Origin of the sequence: Sorangium sp. So ce726 (genome assembly GCF_051521405.1) — a bacterium.
Classification (GTDB): Bacteria; Myxococcota_A; Polyangia; order Polyangiales; family Polyangiaceae; genus Sorangium.
On the sequence record NZ_CP150349.1, the window covers coordinates 1,318,306 to 1,339,586 of the forward strand.

Annotated in this window: 16 protein-coding genes; 3 read left to right on the plus strand and 13 right to left on the minus strand. The window is 73.3% G+C overall.

Annotated elements, in window-relative coordinates; genetic code table 11:
* The first annotated feature begins 140 nt into the window (after nucleotides 1-140).
* A complete protein-coding gene (locus tag WME79_RS04870; RefSeq protein WP_437532542.1) occupies nucleotides 141-1,526 on the plus strand; it encodes an MATE family efflux transporter in 1,386 nt (461 codons plus the stop codon).
* A gap of 75 nt (nucleotides 1,527-1,601) precedes the next feature.
* On the opposite strand, the gene panD is transcribed toward WME79_RS04870, so the two are convergent.
* The 13 genes from panD to WME79_RS04935 all read right to left on the minus strand — a co-directional run bounded on the left by panD (nucleotide 1,602) and on the right by WME79_RS04935 (nucleotide 17,028).
* Entirely contained in the window at nucleotides 1,602-1,991 is a 390-nt protein-coding gene (gene panD, locus WME79_RS04875) for an aspartate 1-decarboxylase (RefSeq protein ID WP_437297999.1), read from the minus strand.
* Nucleotides 1,992-2,123: 132 nt separating this feature from the next.
* Nucleotides 2,124-3,290, minus strand: coding sequence for a hypothetical protein (locus WME79_RS04880; protein WP_437532545.1), 1,167 nt, complete (start codon nucleotides 3,288-3,290; stop codon nucleotides 2,124-2,126).
* Nucleotides 3,291-3,647: 357 nt separating this feature from the next.
* The gene (locus tag WME79_RS04885; RefSeq protein ID WP_437532547.1) at nucleotides 3,648-4,748 is read right to left on the minus strand and encodes a metallophosphoesterase; all 1,101 of its coding nucleotides are present in this window, start codon (nucleotides 4,746-4,748) and stop codon (nucleotides 3,648-3,650) included.
* Nucleotides 4,749-4,840: 92 nt separating this feature from the next.
* Nucleotides 4,841-5,386 (minus strand): DUF1232 domain-containing protein, encoded by a 546-nt coding sequence (locus WME79_RS04890; protein ID WP_272100287.1) that lies wholly within the window; start codon nucleotides 5,384-5,386, stop codon nucleotides 4,841-4,843.
* 212 nt (nucleotides 5,387-5,598) lie between these two features.
* Nucleotides 5,599-6,702 (minus strand): hypothetical protein, encoded by a 1,104-nt coding sequence (locus tag WME79_RS04895; RefSeq protein WP_437532550.1) that lies wholly within the window; start codon nucleotides 6,700-6,702, stop codon nucleotides 5,599-5,601.
* Between the two features lie 47 nt (nucleotides 6,703-6,749).
* On the minus strand, nucleotides 6,750-7,817 hold the full coding sequence (locus WME79_RS04900; protein ID WP_437532553.1) for a dipeptidase: 1,068 nt from the start codon (nucleotides 7,815-7,817) through the stop codon (nucleotides 6,750-6,752).
* Between the two features lie 4 nt (nucleotides 7,818-7,821).
* Nucleotides 7,822-9,159, minus strand: a complete 1,338-nt coding sequence (locus WME79_RS04905; protein WP_437532555.1) for a protein kinase domain-containing protein — start codon at nucleotides 9,157-9,159, stop codon at nucleotides 7,822-7,824.
* A 112-nt stretch (nucleotides 9,160-9,271) separates the two neighbouring features.
* On the minus strand, nucleotides 9,272-11,887 hold the full coding sequence (locus WME79_RS04910; protein ID WP_437532556.1) for a transglycosylase SLT domain-containing protein: 2,616 nt from the start codon (nucleotides 11,885-11,887) through the stop codon (nucleotides 9,272-9,274).
* Between the two features lie 61 nt (nucleotides 11,888-11,948).
* Nucleotides 11,949-12,140, minus strand: coding sequence for a hypothetical protein (locus tag WME79_RS04915; protein WP_437532559.1), 192 nt, complete (start codon nucleotides 12,138-12,140; stop codon nucleotides 11,949-11,951).
* A 290-nt stretch (nucleotides 12,141-12,430) separates the two neighbouring features.
* Entirely contained in the window at nucleotides 12,431-12,841 is a 411-nt protein-coding gene (locus WME79_RS04920) for a hypothetical protein (RefSeq protein ID WP_437532562.1), read from the minus strand.
* A gap of 343 nt (nucleotides 12,842-13,184) precedes the next feature.
* Nucleotides 13,185-14,591 carry a sensor histidine kinase gene (locus WME79_RS04925; RefSeq protein WP_437532564.1) on the minus strand — a complete coding sequence of 469 codons (1,407 nt, stop codon included), beginning with the start codon at nucleotides 14,589-14,591 and terminating at the stop codon, nucleotides 13,185-13,187.
* Nucleotides 14,592-15,086: 495 nt separating this feature from the next.
* Nucleotides 15,087-15,551, minus strand: a complete 465-nt coding sequence (locus WME79_RS04930) for an SRPBCC family protein (protein ID WP_437532566.1) — start codon at nucleotides 15,549-15,551, stop codon at nucleotides 15,087-15,089.
* Nucleotides 15,552-15,744: 193 nt separating this feature from the next.
* Nucleotides 15,745-17,028: a SprT-like domain-containing protein gene (locus WME79_RS04935; RefSeq protein WP_437532568.1), complete on the minus strand. Its 1,284-nt coding sequence runs from the start codon at nucleotides 17,026-17,028 to the stop codon at nucleotides 15,745-15,747.
* A 153-nt stretch (nucleotides 17,029-17,181) separates the two neighbouring features.
* On the opposite strand from WME79_RS04935, the gene WME79_RS04940 reads away from it, so the two are divergent.
* Both WME79_RS04940 and WME79_RS04945 read left to right on the plus strand, forming a co-directional pair.
* Complete coding sequence (locus tag WME79_RS04940; protein WP_437532570.1) at nucleotides 17,182-19,236, plus strand: sulfatase-like hydrolase/transferase; 2,055 nt, start codon at nucleotides 17,182-17,184, stop codon at nucleotides 19,234-19,236.
* A 5-nt stretch (nucleotides 19,237-19,241) separates the two neighbouring features.
* Complete coding sequence (locus WME79_RS04945; RefSeq protein ID WP_437532572.1) at nucleotides 19,242-21,278, plus strand: sulfatase-like hydrolase/transferase; 2,037 nt, start codon at nucleotides 19,242-19,244, stop codon at nucleotides 21,276-21,278.
* Nucleotides 21,279-21,281: the final 3 nt, after the last annotated feature.

Sequence of the window (21,281 nt, forward strand, 5' to 3'; positions counted from 1 at the left end):
TCTTCTCTTCTCGAGTCGGCTCGCTCGTTTTATCGGTAAAATTACGTAATTGTTGATCTTTTAGGCCTTTGCCCCACCTCCGGCGAGCGCTCCCACCCCGGCGCGCTATGGTGGCGCCCCTTTGTCGAGCCGGTGAACCCTTGAACCTTGCTTCCGCCCCTCTCGCCGCGGACAGCACGCGGTCCGAGCTGCGCGCCCTCGCGCGCCTTGCGTTGCCGATCGCGGTGGCGCAGGCGGGGCTCGTCGCGATGGCGCTCGTCGACGTCGCGATCGTGGGGCGCGTCTCGGTGAACGAGCTCGCCTCCTGCGCGATGGGGAGGACGCTCGTCCACACGAGCAACGCGCTCGGGATCGGCGTCTCGGCCGCGGTCGATCCGCTCGCGTCGCAGGCGATCGGCGCCGGTCGCCCGGGGCAGGCGTGGGCGGCGCTGCGCGCGACCCTGCGCGCGAGCCTGCTCGTCAGCGCCGTCGCGTTCGGGGCCGCGCTCGCGGCGACCTTCGCGCTCGCGCCCATGGGCGTCGATCCGGCGCTCGTCCCCGGCGTGCGCCGGTACATCCTCGGCCACGCGCTGTGGATCTTCCTCTGGCCGGTGTTCCTCGCCGGGAAAAACTTCCTCCAGGCCCACGGCGCGACGCGGCCCGCGCTCGTCGCCGTCATCGCGGCGAACGCGGTCAACGTCGTTGCCTGCAACCTGATGGTCCGCGGCGACGAGGCGCTGCGCTGGGTAGGCTTGCCGCCGCTCGGCCTGCCGCAGCTCGGCGCGCTCGGCGCGGGGCTCGCCGCGAGCCTCGCCAGCGCGGTGCTGTCGTCGATCGTGCTCTTCTCCGCGGGGCGCCGGCGCGCGGCGCCCCGCGAAGAGGAGGGCGCGGTGCCGGTGGCGGTGGTCTACCGTCTCGGCGTGCCGATAGGGCTGCAGCTCCTCGCCGAGGTCGGCGTGTTTGGGATGACGGCGCTGCTCGCCGGGCGGCTCGGCGCGACGGTGGTCTCGGCGCACCAGATCGCCATCGGGCTCGCCTCCTTCACGTTCATGGGCGCCATCGGCGTCGGCGGAGCCACCGCCGTCCGCGTGGGGCACGCGGTCGGCGCGGGCCGGTCGCCGCTGCGCCCCGGCGTGCTCGGCCTCCTGCTCGGCGCCGGCCTCATGTGCGTCAGCGCCTCGACGTACGCCGCGTTCCCTCGCGCCCTCATCGGCGCGTTCACCCCGGACGCCGACGTCCTCGCCATCGGCGTCCCGCTGCTCCGCATCGCCGCGCTCTTCCAGCTGTTCGACGGCGTCCAGGCGGTCGCCGCCGGCGCGCTGCGCGGGGCGGGCGACGTGCGGTTCCCCTTCTGGGCCAACCTCGGAGCCCACTGGGCCTTCGGCCTGCCGCTGTCGATCGGGCTCGCCTTCGGGCTCGACCTCGGCGTCCGCGGGCTCTGGTTCGGGCTCACCGCGGGGCTCATCGCCGTCGCGGTGGGGCTCTCGGCGCGCTTCGTCCGGCTGGCCCGCGCGCCGCTCGCGCGGGCGCTGTCGCTCGCCGAGTGAACGCGCGCGCTCCGCTGGTTGGCCGGGCGCGCGGCGCCGGCGCCTCGGGCGAGGCGCCCGGCTGGCCCCCGCCGCTCAGTTGGGCGCGAGCGGCCCCGGCGTCTCGGGCGGCTGGTCGGCGAGCGGGCGGTTGCGCCCGTCGACGCGGAGCACGCGCGGCGTGTGCCGCCGCGCCTCGGCGTCGTCCATGTCCGCGAACGTCGCGATGATCACGAGGTCGCCGGGCTGATTGAGGTGCGCCGCCGCGCCGTTGATGCACACGACGCCCGAGCCGCGCGCCCCCGCGAGCGCATACGTGGTCAGCCGAGAGCCGCGCGTCACGTTCCAGATGTCGACCGCCTCGTACGGCAGGATGTCGGCGGCCTCCAGGAGGTCGGCGTCGATCGTGACGCTGCCCTCGTAGTGCAGATCCGCGTGGGTCACGGTCGCGCGGTGGATCTTGCTCTTGAACATCCGTCGGTTCATGCGTGATGCCCTCTGCCCTTCCCGGCCAGGGACAGCGGCGCGCGCCGGGTCGAGCGCGCGCCGCAGGCCCGCGGGCGAGGCGGACCTCCCCGCCAGGGGAAGGACGGGCTACCTCATGCGCGCAGGCGGCGGTCAGTCAAGGAACAATCGCTGCCGCAGGAGCCGGCCGCCCGCCAGGTGGATGGCGTCCTCGTCAGGCAGCGCGTCGTCTGGGCCTGGCAGTGCGTCGGGGTGGCCGACCACCAGGACAACCTCGCAGGGACCCACCGCGACGTCCCGGAACAGCGCCTCGCGCGTGCCCGAGATGCTCGCGCCGCCGACGCCATCCAGCGCCAGCTCCACGGACCACGGGCGCGCGCTCCCGCCCTGCACCAGAAAGGCCCTTACCGCGACCGGCGCTGGCACGCGCGTGTCGGGCGAGAGCGCGATCGTGAGCCTTTCGCCCCTGCCGACGTGGCGCGTGGCGCCCGGCTCGCGATCGCCCTGCTGCGGGCCGTCGCCGAGGGTCGTCGCGAGCGTGTAGTCGGGGAGCGGGGCGGCGCCCGGCGCGAACGGCGCGGGCCGCAGCGCGAGCAGCGACACGAGCGCCGCCGACACGACCCAGCCGACCACACCCACGGCCGCCCGGGCCCGCGCCGCCGGAGCCGTCCGCCGCGCGGTCCGCCGCTCGACGACCAGCTCGGGGTACGGCAGGCCCTTGCGCGGCGGTTTGGCGATGGCGTCCGCGCCGTCCTGCGCGCGCTGGGCAGGCTGCCCGGGCGCCGCGCTCGGGCGCGTATCGCGCGGCGGCTCCGATGTCCCGGGCGGCACCGATTCGCCGTCGATCGCGCGACAGACGGGCGCGTCCGTGGTGGACGGCGCGCTCGTCCCGCTGAGCGAGTCGGCGTCCGCGCCCAGCGGCGGGGCATCGGCGGCATCGCTCGCCTCCTCCGCATCGCAGTCCCACTCCTCGGGGCACCGGAAGCGGATCCCGGACTTCCGATCGACCGCTGGACGCGCCAGCGAAGACGCCGCGGGCGCACCGCCGCGCGGCTCCCGGAGCTGGGCAAGGAGCTGGTCGGCGAGCCGGGCGCGGGTCTCGTCATCGAGGGGCGGCCGGACTTCGCGCTCCTCCCGCTCGGCGCTCGAGCGCGCCGCGGTGTTCGCGGCGTCTTCCGGAGCGTTTGGCGCGTCCTCCGGGCGCGTCTCTTCGGCGAGCCTGCGCCAGCGCGGATCGGTCGTCGGATCCCGCTGTGCGATGCGCGTCAGGGCGCGCAGCAGCTCGTCGTCGTCCATCAGCCGCACCCCGCGTCGAGCCACGCGGTACAGCGCTCGCCACGCCGGCTCCGGCTCAGGAGCGCGGGCGCAGCACGGGGGACCGGAAGGGGGGGGCGCCGCTCGCCGAGCGTCAGGGTAGGCACCCCGTCGCTCAGATTCGCCTCGTGGATCAGCGCGAGCGGTCGCTCGGGCATCTGATTCCCTTCCCCTGGGGATCGAAGAACCCCAGTTTGCTATTCACGTTATCCGGTTCTCGCTGCGCCCGTCAATGGAGCTCGGGGCGCGCCCGGCGGCTTCTCGTGGCTGCTCACGTTTCCCCCAGCGCATGTCGCCGCTCTTGTTGACATGCACGAGCGCGATCGCGTTGCGGACGGCGCTGGGGTTTTCTCACAATTGCGTCTATTTTTTCGGTTTGGTCGCGTTGATCGTGCTGGTTGCGCTGGGCGCGTCGGCCGCCTCGGTTGCCGAGGTTGCCTTCGTTGCGTCGGCCGTCAAGACGCGCACGGTGTCACCGACAATCTCCAGCGCTGCTGGTTTTCCGCCGTAATGCGACGCCATGCCGACGTCGATCCGCCAGATCTTGTCGCCGCAGGCCGACGTGACGCCGTGCTTCTGGACCGTGTGGCCCACGACCATGCGCTTCGCGGACATCGCCGCGAGGGTCTGGTCCAGCGCCGCGCAGGGGGGCGACCCCGGGCTCGGCGGCGGCTCGCTCGAGTAGAGGCGCGCCCACACCGGGCTGTCCTCCGCCGCGATCACGGCCGGCGCGGAGGGGCTCTTCCCCTCCATCCACGCGCGCACCTCGCGGTTGATCCGCGCGATGCCGTAGCGCGCGTGGGCCGGGAGCACGCCGCCGTGCGTGAAGACGGTGTCGCCGACCGCGATGATCACGTCGCGCGCCGCGAGCTTCTTGGCGTAGGGACCGCCGGGGACGAACGCGGCGGCGCGGGCTCGCGCGGGGGGCGGCACAGGCGTGAGGCGGGGGCCCGACGCGTCGAGCCCGGGCACGTCCTCGAAGTCCTTGAAGCCGCCCTCGGTGACGTAGCGAAAATCGAGCTGGACGTTCATGACCTCGTGGTTGCCGTTCAGCGCGTACACGGCGCCGCCGGCGGCGCGCGCCTCGACGGCGAGGCGATCGAAGAGGTCGACGATCTCCTGCTCGCCGTCGCCGCGGTCGAGCTCGTCGCCCGTCTGCACGAGCACGAGCTTGCCGCCGATCCAGCGATCCGCGCCGTCGATCGCGCCCGCGATCCGCAGGGCCGCGCGCGTTGCCGCGAGGTCGCCGTGGACGTCGCCGATGGCGACCACGCGATCGGCGGCCGGGTAGGCGTAGGAACGATCCGCGTCGGGCGGCGGCGCGGCCGGGGCTTCGGCGGAGCGCGAGGCCGGAGACGAGGCGGCGGCGGCAGGGCTGTGCGCCGTCGAGGCGGGTCGGTCGGCGTCGCAGCCCGCGGCGAGCAATGCGGCGAGCAGCGCAGTGAGGCGGGGAGCGGCTGACATCGGACGCGATCCTCCGGGGGATGAGCGGGGGGTGTACTACGCGGGCGGCGGACGCGCCGCGGCGCGCTGCGGCGGCGCCTCGGCGCGCGCGATCAGGCCGGGAGCTTGGCGGAGAGGAAGGATTTCAGCTTGATCAGATTCTTCGCGTCGCGGCTGAAGCTCGGGGCGGTGTAGCTCGACGCCCAGCCGGTGATCTCGTGCATGAACGAGGTGCGGACCTGCTCGTCGCCGAGGATGTCATCGACGGTGCGGCCGCGCGCGGCGCCCTTCTCCAGCGAGCGCACGTAGCCCTTGAGCCGGGCGTAGTCGCCGCCGAGCAGCTCGGCGATGAGCTCCGCGTCGCGGGCGAGCCGCGCGAGGGCCGGCGCCTGGTCGCGCAGCTCCGGGCTCTCCGCCGCGGCGAAGGACGCGGCGACGCGCAGCACGAAGGCGTCGTCGAGGAAGCCGAGATCCTCGATGCCGTCCGGGATGAGGTCGAGCGACTTGAAGAGGTAGTTGAGGCCCCCCGCGAGCGAGCGGCGCGTGGCCTCCGGGCTGTCCGGCGAGGCGAGCAGGCCCGCCAGATCCGTGGCGTCCGAGGCGAGGCTGCGCAGCCACTCGGGGAACGTGTCGAGACAGCGGTCGTCGAGATCGGTCATGGGATCCTCCCGGCGGGAGCCGGAGGGTAGTCCGAGGGGCGCGGCGCCGTCCATGCCCTCTATGCAGACCAAGGCGCTCGCCGCCGCTCCGGGCGCCGGCGCAGGACGCTGCGACCGGGACATCGTCGCCGGCGCGAGCGCACGTCGATCGGGTCTCGCCGACGGGGCGCCGCGCGGTACGGGCGCGGGCGCTAACCGCGGCAGCCCCGCTACTATCCGCCCGTCGCCCCGACGCGCCCCGTGACGCTCGCGCTCGCGCGCACGCTCACCTGGATGCGCACCGACGCGCTCGTCGAGGCCTCGGCCGCCCCGGCGACGCACGCCAGCGCGCGCGCTCCCGCGTCGCCCACGATCCGCGGGAGCGCGGCGCCGACCTGGACCACCGTCTGCGCGTCGCCGAGGAGCCGGCGGCCGAGCGCCACCTCGGCGTGCAGCAGCGCCGGCAGGTTGGCCTGCAGCGTCGCCGCGAGCCGCGCGGCCATCTCGGCGCCCTGCGACGCGCGCACCTGGACCAGCGCCGGCGTGCAGGCCGCGTAGACGTCCGCGTGCGCGCGGCAGCTCGCCTCGCACTCGGCGTCGGCGCTCGGAGGCCGCACCATCCCGGAGCACTGCGGCGCCTGCCAGGTGCCCTCGCAGCGCGCGTGGCACGTGGCGTCGCAGCCGCCGTCGCACTCGCCGCTGCACTGCCCCACGCAGCGGCCCTGCGCGTCGTAGGCGGAGCACTGCCCCCGGCACTGCCCGGTGCAGCGCCCGTCGCACCGCCCCGTGCAGCGACCCTGGCAATAGCCGGAGAGCCGCGCGGGCTCGCACTGCGCCACGATCTGCCCTGGATCCAGCTGCACGTCGCACGAGCCGCTGCACTGCGCCCCGGCCTGGGCGTTCGCCTGGCAGGCCGGCGGCGTCACCGCGACCTGCACGGCGGCGCCCTGGCGCAGGATGGCGTCGATCGCCGCCGAGACCGCGCCGCAGGCGCCGCTGGCCTGGCCCCCCGCCTCGTCGCGCGGCGCCATCTGCGCGGGCGGTATCCCGAGATCCGCGCCCATCCGGCGGCACGCGTCGGCCACCTGCGCCTCGATCGCCGCCGACACGGCCGCCATGTCCTTGGCGGCCTGCACGAACGTCCTCACCTTCACGTTCGCCCGGGCGTCCGCCGAGAACTGGGCCCCGAGGACGTCGCCCGGGCCGCGCAGCTCGGGGCAGACGGCCTCGCCGGCGCCCTCGAGGTGCGCGAGCTCAGCGCAGCTCAGGCCGGCGATGGATGCGAAGAGCGCGAAGGCGAGCAGCCCCCGCGCCGACCGAGCGACTTCCCTGCGCATGCGCGGCCTTTACCACGATCGCGCCGGCGGCGCGCCGCGGCCTTCGGCTACGGGCGCGCGCCGCTCGCCGCGCTCGCCCCCGCCGGCCGCCAGCCGAGGATGCGCAGCGCGTTCTGCGAGAAGATCTTCACGACGTCCTCGCGCGACATGCCGCGCTGCCTGAGCCGCGCGGCGAGCGCCGGCAGCGCCGACGCGTCGTCGAGCCCCCTCGGCGGGACGATGCCGCCATCGAAATCCGAGCCGATCGCGACGTGATCGACGCCGGCCACGCGGACCATGTGATCGACCTGCGCGACCACGTCGTCGACGTCCGCCTCGTTCGTGCCGTTCACGAAGGGGGCATGGAAGTTGAGCCCCGCGACCCCGCCGCTCCGCGCGATGAGCCGCAGCTGCTCGTCCGTCAGGTTGCGCGGCCGGTTCGCCACCGCGCGCGCGTTCGAGTGGGTCGCGACGATCGGCGCGCCGTGCGCCGCGGCGATCGGGACGAGATCGGCGAACGCGGCGTCCGAGATGTGCGAGACGTCGATCAGGGCGCCTTGGCCGTAGACGCGCTCGCAGAACTGCTTGCCGAGCTCGGTCAGCCCGTACGCCGCCGGCTCGCCGGTCGCGGACGACGAGAGCCGCGTGTTCTTCGCGTGGTTCGGGCTGATGAGCCGCACGCCGCGCGCGATGAAGCGGTCGATCTGCGCGATGTCCGCCGCGAACGCGCCGGCCCCCTCGATCGAGAGGAAGGTGCTGATCTTCCCCGGCTCGGCCCGCGCCGCGCCGAGCGGGAGGAACACCGGGTTCGCGGCGATGATCGCCTCGATCGTCGCGAGGACCGCGCTGGCGTCCTCGATCTGCGGGCCCTCGGGGCGCGCCTGGTCGGGCAGGTAGATCGGCAGCACGATGCCGAGGTAGTGGCCCGCGACGAGCGTCTCCCTGCGGGCGTGGCCTTCGCCGAGGCGCCTGTCGCGCCCCTTGAAGTGGACCTGCCAGGGCACGTCCACGTGCAGATCGACGACCGCCACGGGGGGCTCCACGGGCGGGTCGCCGAGCGTGGGCTGCGGCGCGCCCAGGGCGCCGGCGGCGCAGGTGACAGCGAGCAAGGTGCGGATGCGGGCGCTTCCGTTCATGCGCTCACCGGCTCACCAGCACGCCCAGCGCGAAGCCGACGCCGAGGCACACGAGCCCGATGAGCCCCACGAGCCACCAGGCGGCGCCCTCCGAGCCCCCGCCCTCGGCAGCCAAGGGGACGTCCACGACCCGCACGTCGTAGTGGCCGCCCGTGAGCGTGGGCACGCCGGCGGGCTGCTGCGCGCTGATGTGGGTTGGCCTGGCCGAGAAGGTCGCCGTGGGCGCCACCGACGGGGACGCCTGGACGGGCGGCGCTGTCATGCGCGGCGGGGGCACCGTCGGGATCCTGGACGCGATCGGCGGCACGCTCTGCACCGGCTGCGTCATGTTCTGCGGCGGCTGCGTCGCGGTCTGCGGCGGCTGCGTCGTGTTCTGAAGCGGCTGCGGCGGCGGCAGCGAGGGCAGCTGGTGCGTCAGCGCGGGCGACGCCGGCGCATCGGGCCGCGCGCTGGGCGTCGCGATGCCCGTGCGGTGCGCGATGGCGCCCAGCGTCTGCGCCATCTCCTCGGCCGTCTGGAAGCGCCCGGCCACGTCCTTGGAGAGGGCGCGCTGGAAGAAGAGGCCCCAGGCCGCGAGGTGGGGCGCGACCTGCTCGATCGGGCGCACCTCCTTGGCGAGCACGGCGGTGAGCCGCGCGAACTCGTTCTCGGCAGGGAACGGCTGCGTCGCCGTGAGCATCTCGTAGAAGATCACGCCGACGCTCCAGAGATCGGCGCGCGCGTCGACGCCCTGCGCGTTCTTGATCTGCTCGGGGCTCATGTAGCCGGGCGTCCCGAGGAGCGTGCCAGCGCGCGTCTTCAGGCCCATTCCGCCGGCCGCGTCCATCACCTTCGCGATGCCGAAGTCGAGCACCTTCACGCGGAAGCCCCCGCGCGGATCGCGGATGAGGAACAGGTTCTCCGGCTTCAGATCGCGGTGGATCACCCTGTGGCTGTGCGCCGCCATGAGCGCCTGGAGCACCTCGTGGATGATCGGCACCGCCTGCTGCGGCGGGATCGGGTTGCCCGTGTCGATGTACGCGGCGAGCGGGACGCCTTGCAGGAGCTCCATGACGAGGTAGGGCGTGCCGTCCTCGGCGCGGGTCGCCTCGAAGACCGAGGCGATGTTCTGGTGGACGAACCCCCTCGTCGCCTCCGCCTCGGCGAAGAAGCGGTGGAGGACCTGCTCCTCCTGCGTGAACTCGGGGTGGAGCACCTTGATCGCCTTCTTGCCCTCGCCGCGAAGACCCTCGGCCTCGTAGACGGCGCCCATACCCCCCTCGCCGAGGAGACGCAGGATCCGGAAGCGCCCGTTGAGCACGGCGCCCACGAGCTGATGGGAAGGGCTCGATGGGTCGATCACACGCGGACTCTACCAAAGCTTCACCGCGGCCCGCTCGCCGAAACCTCGGCGGCGTTTGGCTTCCGGTTCCACCGGCGCTTCGGCGTTTGGCTTCCGGTTCCGCGGGCGCGGGTCAGGGCGCGGCGTTCGCCACGGCCGAACGCGCGGCCGGGCTCGCGGGGAGCGGCGTCCGCAGGGCCTCGCCCGGCTGAGCGCCGGCGTAGAGGAGCTCGTAGACGGCGAGGCTCGTGAGCACGCGCTTCGTGTAGAGCCGCGTCTCCTCGTACGGGATGCGCTCGACCCACAGGTCGAAGCTCTGCGAGGGGCGCTCCCCGATCCACCGCTTCGGCGCGCCGCTGCCCGCGTTGTAGGCCGGGATCGCCAGCAGGGGGTTGTCCGAGAACTGGCCGCGCAGCTCCGAGAGGTAACGGCAGCCGAGCGCGATGTTGACCTCGGGGCGCTTCAGCGCGTCGGCGCTCCACGGCAGCCCGAGCGGCTTGGCCACCCGCTTCGCGGTCGGCACGATGAGCTGCATCAGCCCGAACGCCTGGGCCGGCGAGGCCACCCTCGGGTCGAAGGCCGACTCCTCGCGCATGATCGCGTAGGCGAGGGCCTCGGGGATCGCGCTCCGCTTGGTCTCCGCGGTGACGAGGCCCGAGAAGGGGCGCGGGTAGGCGAGCTCCCAGGCGCCGCGCCAGCGCCCGACCGGGTAGTGATCGACCCACTCGCCCGCGAGCTCGACGGCCGCCGGCGCCGCCATGGCGGTGCGCAGGATGCTGTACGACTGCGGCAGCGCGCCCGCGCGCGCGAGCAGGAACGCCGAGGCCCACATCACCTCGCGCGGCGCCGTCTTGCCCCCGACGCCCAGCAGGTCGAGCTCGCGCCGCGCGAGCTTTGCTTCCCCCTGGCGCGCGAGCTCGACCGCGCGCGTGAACGCGGGTTGCGCGAAGAGCGGGCTCCTGAGCTCGGTGTACGGCGCGCTCGCGTCGCGCTCCAGGGCCGCGGACAGGGCGCGCTGGGCGGCGGCGGGGTCCACGTCGGCGAGCCGCGCGTGGGAGAGCGCCATGTAGAACGAGAGCGGGTAGTCGCGGATCACCTGCTCGAGCAGCGCCTTCCCCTTGTCGGGCGAGCCCGTCTCGATGTGGGCGCGCCCGAGGTAATAGGGGAGCCTGCCGGCGGCGTGGTACGCCCGTTCGTGCGGGAACCGATCGAGCGCGCGCTCGAGCGGCCTGACCGCGCCCGCCCAGTCGCCGCGCTCCATCTCGAAGAGCGCGAGCTCGAACAGGCCGTCGGCGACCATGTCGCCCGACGGGTAATCGTCGGGCATGGCGGTGAGCAGCTGCACGAACTGCGCCTGGTCCCCGAGCCCGAACAGCGCGCGCGCGCCGAGGTAGCGCGCGTCGTCTGCGAGCCGGTGATCCGGGTATTCCTTCTCGAGCAGCGCGAAGCGCGCGGCCGCCTCGGCGTGCCGATCGACGCGGAGCGACGCGCGTCCGGCGTTGTAGAGGGTCTCGGGCCGCCGCGGGGCGGGCGCCGCAGGTGCGGCGGGCGCCGCGCTTGCGACGGGCGTGCTCGCACCTGCGACGGGCGTGCTCGCACCTGCGACGGCGGGCGCGACGCCCGCAGCGGCGGGCGCCGCGCTTGCGGCGGCGGGCGCAGCCGGCCCGCAGCGCTCGATCGCCGTGCCGAAGAGGTCGGCGGCCTCGGCCCGCCGCCGGAGGCGCCCGAGCGCCTCGCCGCGCGCGGCGAACGCGTCGCAGGCGAAGGCCGAGGGGGCCTGCGCCTCGGGGAGGGCGATCAGCGCGTCGGTGACGGCGAGCGCCTCCTTGTCCTGGCGCGATGCGAGCAGGGCGCGCGCGCGGGCCAGCAGATCGGCGGGGCCCAGGTCGAGGAACGGCTTGCGCCGCGCGAACGGCAGCGTCGACAGGGCCTGGTCCTGGATCTCCTTCGCCTCCCCGGCGCCGGCGCCGCCCGGCGCCTCGTCGATGACGCGCCGGGCGACACGGATCGCCTCCTCGGCGTGGTCTTCGCTCGGGTGGCGGAGCAGCGCGCGGGCGAATCGGAGCGCCTCGGGCACCCACGTCGACGCCGGCCCGCTGCGGGAGAGGTACGCGCGCCAGCGCGCGGCCGCGCCCTCGATGTCGCCCTTGTCGGCGAGCGCGCCGGCGACGATGCGATCGAGCTCGTCGGCGATCGCGACGTCCGACGCGACGGCGCGCGCGCGCTCGAGCGCCGCGTCGGGCTGCCCCGCCCTGGCGAGGAGATCGGCCGCCGCGAACCTCGCGTGATCCGCGAGCGGCCCGCCCGCCGCCGCGGCGGCGTCATACTCCTTCGCGGCGCCCACGGGATCGCCCGCGAGGGCGCGCAGCCGCCCGAGCTGGTAGCGAAACGCCGCTGCGTCTGCGGGCGACAGGGGCGCCGAGAGCGCCTGGGCCATCGCCGCGGCCGCGCCTGCGTACGCCTCCTGCTCGACGAGCTTCTGCACCTGCGCGAGCCGCGGGTCGTCCAGCACGAGGGTGAGGCGCTCGGGGTCGAACGCCGGCGCCTCGCCCGGCGTGCCCGGGACGACGGGCCCCGGCGGCGCTGCGTTCGGCGGGGGCGCCGGCTGCGGGCAGAGCGGCGGGCAGGCCGCCGCCCCGCGCTGCGCGGCGGGCGCGCCGGCGCACGAGGCGCCGAGCGAGGCGGTCAGCGCGAGCGTGGCGGCCAGCGCGAGCGCGGCGGCCCCGGAGCGGGCATCCAGCCTGAACATGCCTGCACCATACTCCGGATTGCGCGGTCGCACAGCGATCGAGGCGAGCGGCGCGCCGCGCTCAGGGACCGGACGCGACCGTGGCGCCGATCCCAACGAAACGGAGGAGGTCGCCCGAGCGGCTCACGAGCTCCCGTTTGAACGTCGTGCCCGCGGCGAGCTCTCCCTCGGCGCCGAGCTCCAGGGCGCCAGAGGTGGCGCCGCGCGTGGCTGCGCTTTCCCGCTTCGTTCGCTCGCCCGCGCTGCGTGCCATCGCTCCCGCGTGGCGAGCCGGTGCATCCGAGGGCCGAGAGGGGAACCACCCGTGTTGCAGTAAATGTGCAATGTTATTGCCGATACATCGAACCACGCCTTGTCCTGAAGACATGCGTCTTCATGACCAGGAGCGAACTCCGAGCGCACCTCAGGTGCGCAATCGCTGCTGGAGCGCAGGCGATGAGCGGGGCGCGTCTGCGACGCCGCTGGTGTGCCAGCGCGCCCTCCCGTGAGCTGGCGCGCTGGCGTTCGGACGTGATGTGAAGCGGGCGTGGCGGGGACGTGGCGTTACTGGGTCGCGTCGCAGGCGAGGTAGATCCGGATGGACTCGATCGTGTCGTCGGGGAGCTTCGCGCCGAGCGGCATGCCGTCCGCGCCATTCGCCCCGCCGATCTGGATCTCCGAGTAGATCTCCCCCGCCTCGGCGGTGACGCTGGCGGGGTCGTCGACATTGACGTCCTCCGGAGCGCCGATGCGGGCGGCGCCCGTCTTGGTCGTCGAATGGCAGGTCGCGCACTGGTCCTGGAGCGCCTGGTAGCCCGCCTGCGCCTGCGCGTCGGAGTCGGGCGGACATTCGCCGAGCGCTCCCCCGGAGGTCTCGCCGCTGCTGCTGCTGCCGCCGTCATCACCGCCGCAGCCTTGGAGAGCGCCGATGGCGAAGGGAGCGAAGCAGAGCAAGAGAATCGTACGAACGGGCATCAAAGCACCTCAACAGCTGTTAGGGAAGGGTGGCGAGCCGGAGTCGAGCCTCCGGCCATGCAGGCCCGCCGGGCACTGCGCGTGGATGGTGCCTGCGGCAGCGCATTGGGTCAACAAAGACGGAACGGCGTGAACTGAAGGAGACCGGGATCGTCCGGGGGGTAACCTTGCGCAAGTTCGAGGCGCCGTGGGTCGTCCGAGGGGGCCACCTTGTCCAAGCTCGAGGCGCCGTGGGTCGTCCGAGGCGACAGCCTTGTGCGAGGGGGGCGCCGCCGGCCCCGTTCGGATGGGGCGGCTCTTCTCGCGTCGCTCGCGGAGCGACCGGGGCGCAGCCTCCCGGAGGTCATGCGTTGGCGCTCGGGCCGATTTCGGACGCGTGCGCTGCCTCGGTGCTCGCTCTGGGCAGCTCGAACCAAAAGAGGCTCCCCTTGCCCACGACCGTGCGGAGCCCCACGCGGCCGCCGTGCGCCTCGGTCAAGCGTTTGACGGTGGCGAGGCCCAGGCCCAGACCCGGCACTAGAGCGCCTTGCGCTCGGACATGAGGCTCGAACACCATCTGCTCGAGGGCCGGCGCGACGCCGGGCCCCGTGTCCTCCACCTCGATCCGCACAGCATCTCTCGCGTCGAGCACCCGGATCACGACGCGACAGACCGCCGCGTCGCCGAGGTACTTGAGCGCGTTGCGGATCAGGTTGGCGAGGATGCTGGTCAGCACGCCGGGGCTCGCGGTCACCGCGCATGAGGAGAAGGGCTCGACGTGGAGCTCCGCGCCGAGCTCCACCGCGACAGGGACGAGCTCGACCATCAGATCGTCGATGACGGGGCGCACCTCGGCGCGCGCGCCTGGCTCCGGCCTCGCGCCCGCGCGAGCGAACTCCAGCAGCCCGTCGGTCATGCGTTTGACTCGCAGGATGGCCTGCCGGCCCCGTTCGAGCGCCTTTCGTGCCGGCTCCCCCTCGCCGCACCGCCGCAGGGCGACGTCCAGCGCGAGCGCGATCGCGCCGAGGGGGCTGAGCACATCGTGCGCGACCCGGCCGGCGAACTGCTCGAGCTCATCCGCTCGACGCTCCAGGAGCACGCCCTGCTGCCAGAGCAGCCTCACATGGCGCCGGACCTGCACGGCGGCCGCCGCGCAGGCCAGCAGCGCGAACGTCACGCTCGCCGTGTTGAGCACGAGCGCGATCCGATGCGAGCGAACGCGGTTCTCTGCGATCTCGATCGCCAGATGACGTGCCTGCCGCGCGTTGAGCGCGATGCTGTCCATCACGGCGTCGCTCGCCGAGTTGAAGTCCGCTCGCAGCACGGCGTCCATGAGCTTGTTGGCCTCGTCCGGATGGCCGTTCGCCACCAGCGAGAGGACCCGGTCGATGTCCAGATCGAGCTTGCCGAGCGCCTGCGCGACGGTCTGCCACTGCTTGAGCTCGCCCGGGTAGACGGGCATGCCGAGGTAGATGTCGATGCTCCGGGATAGATTGTCACGCGCCTCGTCGAGCTCGTGGCGATCGCGCGGGCGGCCTAGCGCGGCGTCGTTGACAAGGTCGCTCAGGAGCGCCTGGGTATGCCTCAGCTCGGCGCGCGCGGCCGCCAGGTGCATGATGCTCGGCGTGGCGTTCTCCGCCAAGCTCATGGCCGCCGCGTCGATCTCGGCGGCTCGGTGCTCTGCGTAGCCAGCGGAGATCACGAAGCTCGCGATAGCGACGAAGAACGCCGCAAACAGCGACAGCAGGATAGACGGCAGCCGTTCGAGCATAAGAGAAGACTTCGCTCTCGCGGGGTCCTTCCGCCGTCGCATCGCCATGCCGGGATGCTGTTCCGCCGTCCGCCCGAGCGCAATGCGGGAAGTTCGCCGGAGCCGCGGCAGATCACCCTCGCTGCATCAGCGGATGTCCCCCAGGCTCGTATCGAAGGATAATAAGATAACCACGATCACGTCGGTGAGCGCTGGCGGATCGGGCCTGGTGCCCTGAGCGCGATCGAACGACCTTGGTGAACACCGATGAGGCCCCCGGAGAGGGTGTCCGTGGGGCGGCGCGGGGGACGGACCGCTGTCTGAGCCTGATCGACGTTCTCTCTCCGGCGTGCGCAGCGCGCCGGAGAGAGAACGTCGATCAGGCGAGTTCGGTGGGGCCCCCGCGCCGCCCCACGGACACCCTCTCCGGGGGCCGGGCGACCGGGCCCAGCGCCCTCTCCAAGGGCCCGGCTGCCAAGCTCCCTCTCCTCTCTCCGGAGAGCCAGCCGCGCAGCGCTAGCTAGCCCGCTGCCGCTCCATGTGCGTCTTCATCGCCTTGAGATCCCCGTGCACCGCCTTCTTGAAGCTGCCGATGAAGAGCCGCCCCAGCGTCTCCATGAACCAGCCCATCCCGGCGATCTCGCCCTCCATCTTGAGCAGCGTGCCAGCGCCCTGAGGCTCGAAGACATACCGGAAGCGGTAGGCCCCCCGCCCCGTGGTGCCCTTCTGCCCGTCGACGAAGAGGTCCAGACGCTTGCCGGGCTCCGCCGCCGTGACCTCGAACAGCTCGGTCGATTCCTTGCCGAACATCTTGCGGGTCTCACGCCACATCGCGCCCTTGCCGACGACGGCGCCCGTGAGCCTCTCTACCCGCACGAAATTGGGCATCCAGTCGCCGAACGAGTCGATGTCGGTCGCGAGCCGGAAGACGTCCTCGGGCGATGCATCGAAGCGCTCTTCAATGGTGAACAGGAGCGGCATCTCGTTCTTCTCCTAGGTTGGCCCGCGCGCCGTGCCATCGTGCCGGAACCGCTCCTTCTCCGTCAACGAGCGCGTCGAGCGCGCGCCGCCGCCGAGACGCCGGCGCTGCGCCGTCTCCCATCGTTCGCGTCGTTCGCCTCGTTTCCGTCGTCCGTCCGAGCTCCTCGCGCGGCGCGGATCCGGAGTCGCGAGCTCAGCCCTTCTTGCCCGGCGGCAGCAGCATCCCCCGGTTGCCGGTCGCCTCCTGCATCGGGCGGTGCAGGACGATCTTTCGCCCCGCCTCGCGCCCGTGCGCGTGCGCCGCCGTCCGCTGGTTGCCCGCGTGGCGCAGGTGCTGCACGTGCGGGTGGCGCGTTCGATAGTAGCCGTCCAGATCGGCGTCCCTCACCCAGACGAGCCCTTGCTCCACGGACACCTTCCGCTCCGCGTTCAGCTTCTCGAGGAACCCGAGCATCACCCCGGCCTGGTAGGTCCGCCGGTCCTTGTTGCCCTTCACCTCGTGGACCCGCTTGTGCGCGCTCCACAGCTGCTCGGCCGTGTGGTGCAGGAACGCGTGCACGTAGGCCGCCATCTCGAGGTTCGCCGGCGTCCCGCAGATCTCGAGGACGCTGCCCCGCTTGCCCTCGAGCGGCACGTAGACAGGCACCCAGATCGCCTCGACGAAGAAGTGCTTCCCGAGGATGCCGCCGACGATCCGCTCGGTCTCGCCCACGCGCCCGCTCGGCGCGCCGAGGTGGCGGAAGCCGTACTGCCGCGCGGCGCGCGCCTTCGCGACGTCGAGGTTGTACTTCAGCATCAGCCGCTGCGCGGCGCTCATCGCCGCCTGCGCCTCGTTCGCGTTCGGGCTGTCGGCGAGCGCGAGCAGGCGCGCGATGCGATCGAGGATCCGGGCGTCCACGCTCGCGTCCGACGCGCCCGCGTCGCCGCCGCGCGCGACCCCGCCAGGATCCGCCGGCGAGCGCCCCGCGGCCGGCATCCCGGCCGCCGTCCCGTCGATGCCGAGGCGCGTGCACACCTCGCGGAACGCCGGCCCGTGCGCCGCCTCGTCCCTGACGTCCAGCACCTCGTGCACGTACTGGTGCGCCATCTCGTGCTTCAGCACCTCGATCACGACGCCCCACGGCTGCGTCAGGACGAGCGGCCGCGAGATCTCGATCGCGCGCGCCTCCGAGATCCATCGCCCGAGCCGGCTCGCGGCGTCGGAGAGCTCGATGGACGCAGAGCGCAGCTTCCGCCGGAAATGCGTGTAGTTCAGGCTCTGGTAGGCCGCCATGAGCTCGCGCACGAGCGCGGCCTCCAGCTCGGCGCTGAGCCTGGCCGCCGTCTCGAGCGGCGGCTCGGGCGCTGGCGCGACCGGCGACGGCCGCGGCTCAGGCTGCGCGGCGGCCTCGGTCGACGCGGGTTCGGCCGGCGGCGCCGCGGCCCCGGAGGCCTGCTGCGCGCCGCGCATCCCGTTCAGGAAGAGCTGCTCAGCCATGCGAACGCCTCCATGGCACGCCTCGCGCGGCGGTCGAAGGGTTTTCTCCTCCCCCGGGCGGGCAATCCCGGCCGGCCCCGTCACCTCGATGCCACCGAGCCGCCTCAGAAACGTTCCCGATGCGCCACGTCCTCGGTAAACTCGCGCGCCTCCGTGCTCCGCTCCAAGGCGCTCAACGATCCTCCGCCGGTCGAGGCTGATGCCGCAAGCCGCTCGTCCCGCGGCTTCGCCCGCGATCTGGGCGCAGATCGCGCCGCGGCGCGCGCGCGGCTGCGCGCCGTCGCCCGCGTCCGCCGCCGCTACGGCCGCCTGTTCCTCGCGCTCCCGCTGCTCCTCATCGTGGTGGCGGACGTCCTCCTCCGCGGCGATCGCCTGCTCGATCTGGGCGGGAAGCACATCGCGAGCTACCTCGGCGCGATGCTCGAGAGCGCCGCGCTCTGGGGGCTCCTGCTCTTCGCGGCCTCGTCCCGGCGGGGCGCGTCGCGGTGGATCGCGGCGCTGCTCTTCGTGGCGCTCGCGACGCTGTCGCTCGGCGGCCAGCTCTACTTCCACCGCCAGTACGCGACGTACCTCAACCTCGACGCGACGCTCTTCGGGACCTCGCTCTCGTCCAGCCTCTTCGGCCAGCTCCGGGCCGACGGCGAGAACTTCTTCCGCTCGGTCCTCCCGCCGCTCCTGCTCGCGATCGCGCTCGTGTGGCTGGGCCGGCGCATCGTGCGGCCCGGCCGCACGGCGTGGGCCCGCGCCGCCCGCCTCGCCGCGCCCGCGGTCGTGGTGGCCGCGTTCGTCCTGCCGTGCTCCTACCGGACGGTGCAGGCCTCCACGCCCGACGTCATCTACTTCCACGCGATCGGCGGCCTGCTCAAGGAGCTCGCCGGCGTCCAGACCACGGCGCAGGTGCGCCCCGGGCTCCGCACGCCGCCCTCGCTGCCGCCGGTCACCCCGAAGCAGGGCCCGCAGCGCAACGTCCTCTTCATCCTGACCGAGAGCGTGCGCGCCGACGCGACGTGCTCGGCGCGCGCGCCCCTGCCAGTCAACGCCGGCGAGACCCCCGTCGCGTGCCCTGGCACGCCGCGCATCGACGCGGCGGTCCCCGACCGGCTGCCGCTCACGCAGATGCGCTCGAACGCCTCGACGACGGCGATCGGGCTCGCGGTGCTCTGGTCCGGCCTCCAGCCGGTCGCGACCCGCGAGGCGCTCCACACGGCGCCGCTCGTCTTCGACTACGCGCACGCCGCCGGCTTCGACAGCGCCTACTGGACGAGCCACCACATGATGTTCGCCAACTCGCGCCTCTACGTGCAGGACCTGCCGGTCTCGCACCAGTGCGGCGCGACCGAGCTCGATCCGCTCGCCGACATCGATCTCGGGGCTGACGACCGGCTGCTGTCGGCGCACGTCCAGTCCGAGGTGCTCTCGCTGCGCGAGCCGTTCCTCGCGGTCGCTCACTTCGGGAACACCCACGTCCCCTACCTGGTCGACCCGGAGGACGCGCCGTTCCAGCCCGCCCTCGAGAGCAAGGCGCCGGACGACAACGAGGCGTACCGCAACTTCTACAGGAACGCGGTCTACCGGCAGGACGCGGCCATCGCGGAGCTCATCCGCTTCATCCGCAGCTCTCCGGTCGGCGAGCGCACGGTCATCGTCTTCACGTCGGACCACGGCGAGGCGTTCCGGGAGCACGGCCAGCTCGGCCACACGGGCTCGATCCTCGACGAGGAGATCCGGGTGCCCGGATGGGTCGACGCTCCGCCGGGCACCCTGACGGCCGAGGAGGAGGGCGCGCTGCGTGCGGCCCGGGACGAGCCGGTCTTCCACACCGACGTGGCGCCGACCCTGCTCGACCTGATGGGCCTCTGGGAGGAGCCTGCGCTCGCGGGGTACCGGGCGGCGATGGTCGGGCACAGCCTGCTCCGGCCGTCGCCGGGGCCGGCGGCGCTGGCGCTCACCAACTGCACCGGGATCTGGGGCTGCGCGTTCAAGAACTGGGGGATGATGCGCGGCAACATGAAGCTCGAATCCCGCGCCTGGGACACCGCCTGGCACTGCTACGACGTGCTCGCCGACCCCCGCGAGCAGCGCGACCTCGGGCCCGCCGCCTGCGGCGACCTGCCCCGGCTCGCGGACGCCCTCTACGGCGGTCCTGCCGGCAGCGTCGACGTCCCCGCCCACCTCCGCGACCTCGCGGCGGTGCCTCGCCACGACTGATCCGGATGACCCAGGACATCGACCGACAGGGCGGCGCGCTCGCCGAGCCGCCCGCGTCTCCCGCCATCCTCCCTGCGCGCGCGGACGAGCGCGCAGCGCGCGCAGACGAGCGCGCCGCCCGTGACCGCGTCCGCCCGCGCGCCGCGCGGAAGGCCGCGCTCCGCCGCGGCCGCCTGATCAGCGTGGCCCTCCTGGCCTCGCCGGCGCTCTGGATCCTCGTCGTCGACGTGCTGCGCCGGGCCCGCCACATGATCACGTTCGATCGGCCGCACGCCGCGGGGTACGCCGCGACCGTGGCGGCGTCGCTGGGGTTCTGGGGCCTGCTGCTCTACGTCGCCTCGGGCCGCCGCGGCGCGGCGCGCGTCGCCGTGGGCGCGCTGTTCGTCGCGCTCTTCACGCTCGCGTGCGGCGTCCAGGGGGGCTTCCACGCCCTCTACAACATCTACTGTTCGATCGACTCCCAGATCCACTCCCAGTCGATCCCGTGGTCGATCGTGGGCACGCTCCCGCTCGGGCACCCGCGCGTGATCGCCCACTTCGCCGTCGCGCTCGGGTTCGCCCTTGGGGCGCTCCGGCTCTCCCGCCGGCTCGTGCGCCCCCGGCGGCTCCGGCGGCGCCTCGCCGCCGCGGTCGTGCCGCTCGCGCTGGCCAGCGTGGCGATGATCCCGGTGAGCTACCGGGTGATCCAGTCGTCGTCGGCCGACATGATCTACTTCCACGGCATCACCGCCCTGGTGAAGGAGCACCTCGGCATCACGAACGACTCGCCGGATCTGCGGGTGCAGCGCCGCCGCCCGGAGCGCGTGCCGCGGCTCTCGGCGCGGCCTGCGCGGCCGCGGAACGTTGTGCTCATCCTGCAGGAGAGCCAGCGGGCGGACGTGACGTGCGTCGCGTACGACCCGGCCTGCGACAAGGCGACGCCGTTCTCCAACGCCGCCGCGCCCCGCCGCATGCCGCTCCTGCAGATGCGGGCCCACGACTCGACGACGGCCATCTCCATCTCGAACATCTGGTCCGGCGCCCCTCCGACGGAGAGCCTCGCGGTGCTCGGCTCTGCGCCGCTGCTCTGGGATTACGCCCACGCGGCCGGGTGGGACACCGCGTACTGGACGAGCCAGAACCTCATGTTCGGGAACGCTCGGCTCTACGTGCAAGACATCCCGGTCTCGCACCGGGCGGTGGCGACCCAGCTCGATCCGGGCGCCGACCTCGATTACGGCGCCTATGATCGGCAGCTCACCGATCGGGTGATCGAGGAGTGGGACGAGCTCGTCGAGCCGTTCTTCGCGGTCGTCCATTACTCGAACGTCCATTTCCCGTACGTGAGCGATCCGCTCCACTCGCCGTTCCAGCCGAGCGAGCTGACCAAGGCGCCCGAGAAGAACGAGCACTTCAAGAACTACTACAAGAACGTCGTTTACCTGTCGGACATGGCGGTTGGCCGGCTCATCGAGCACATCCGCGGGACGCCGAGCGGCGAGCGCACGGTCATCGTGTACACGTCGGATCATGGCGAGTCGTTCCGGGAGCACTGGCAGCTCGGCCACACGAGCTCGCTCTGGGACGAGGAGATCCTCGTCCCGACGTGGGTCGACGCGCCGGAGGGGACGCTCGCGCCGGAGGAGCGGGCGAGCATCGAGGGCGCGAAGGACACGTTCGTGTGGCACCTCGACCTGGCGCCGACGTTCCTCGATCTGATGGGCCTCTGGGACGAGCCGGGCCTCGATCCATTCCGCCGGCGGATGATCGGGCACCCGTTGACGCGGCCGGAGCGCACGGTCGCGCCGATGCCGCTCACGAACTGCACGTGGGTGTGGGGTTGCGCGTTCCGCAACTGGGGGATGATGCAGGGGCCGATGAAGATCGAGGCGCGCGAGTGGGACGGCGAGTACCACTGCTTCAACGTGCTCGAGGACCCGCTGGAGCTGACCAACCTGGGCGAGCAGGCGTGCGCGCCGCTGCCCGACCTCGCGCGGGGGCTCTTCCACGAGATGCCCAACGTCACACCGCCCGGGAGGCCGAAGGTCGACTGGGGCGGGTGAGCC